This is a genomic window from Alphaproteobacteria bacterium, from assembly GCA_025800285.1.
Classification (GTDB): Bacteria; Pseudomonadota; Alphaproteobacteria; order JAOXRX01; family JAOXRX01; genus JAOXRX01.
In genome coordinates this window covers 1-585 of the sequence record JAOXRX010000071.1, presented here as the reverse complement: position 1 = coordinate 585, position 585 = coordinate 1, and the positions used below count along the sequence as shown (strand labels likewise).

The window sequence follows — 585 nt, the reverse complement described above, 5'->3', positions numbered from 1 at the left end:
AGAGATTGGAATGTGTTATTCTCAAAGTTAATGGAGTTCGGTTATTTATGGCTGAAGCTAAACTTCTTTTTTGATTATCTGTCAAATTTACACTATATTCAAAATAAGTCGTCATGATTTATTTAATAATTATATTAAATTTAATATAATTATTTGAAAAGTATTTAACCTCTCAACAAAAGTTTTCCTCCTTGTTTTTCTATTTCTGCTTCTTCTTCATGTAGAATAATACTGTAAATAACATAATTTTCTGCTGTAACAGCAGATAGTTCATAGTGGAAAGCCAGTCTTGTAAAGCCATCTTTTATGTCTGTTTTTTGTTTTGTCAAATCAAAATAAAGGAAAGGATACAAGCTTTTGTAATTTGAAATATTCAGAAGTGTTCCTCCTTGGAGATCGTTATTTGCATTAACATATTTCATTAAATCACGAAAGACTCTTGAAGTATCTTCTGTTGGTGTGTAATGAAGACATGGATAATCATTACCGTTTCCAACTTCAAGATGGCATCTTCTTAAAGTTGTATCATTAGATGATAATTTGAAAGTATCATTAATACAAGAATGGATTTTGTTTTTGGTTGTC

Annotated in this window: 1 protein-coding gene; it reads right to left on the bottom strand. The window is 28.5% G+C overall.

Annotated elements, in window-relative coordinates; translation table 11 throughout:
- Window positions 1-164: 164 nt before the first annotated feature.
- A partial coding sequence (locus OIF36_04235; protein MCV6599666.1) for a hypothetical protein occupies window positions 165-585 on the bottom strand: 421 nt, incomplete at its 5' end.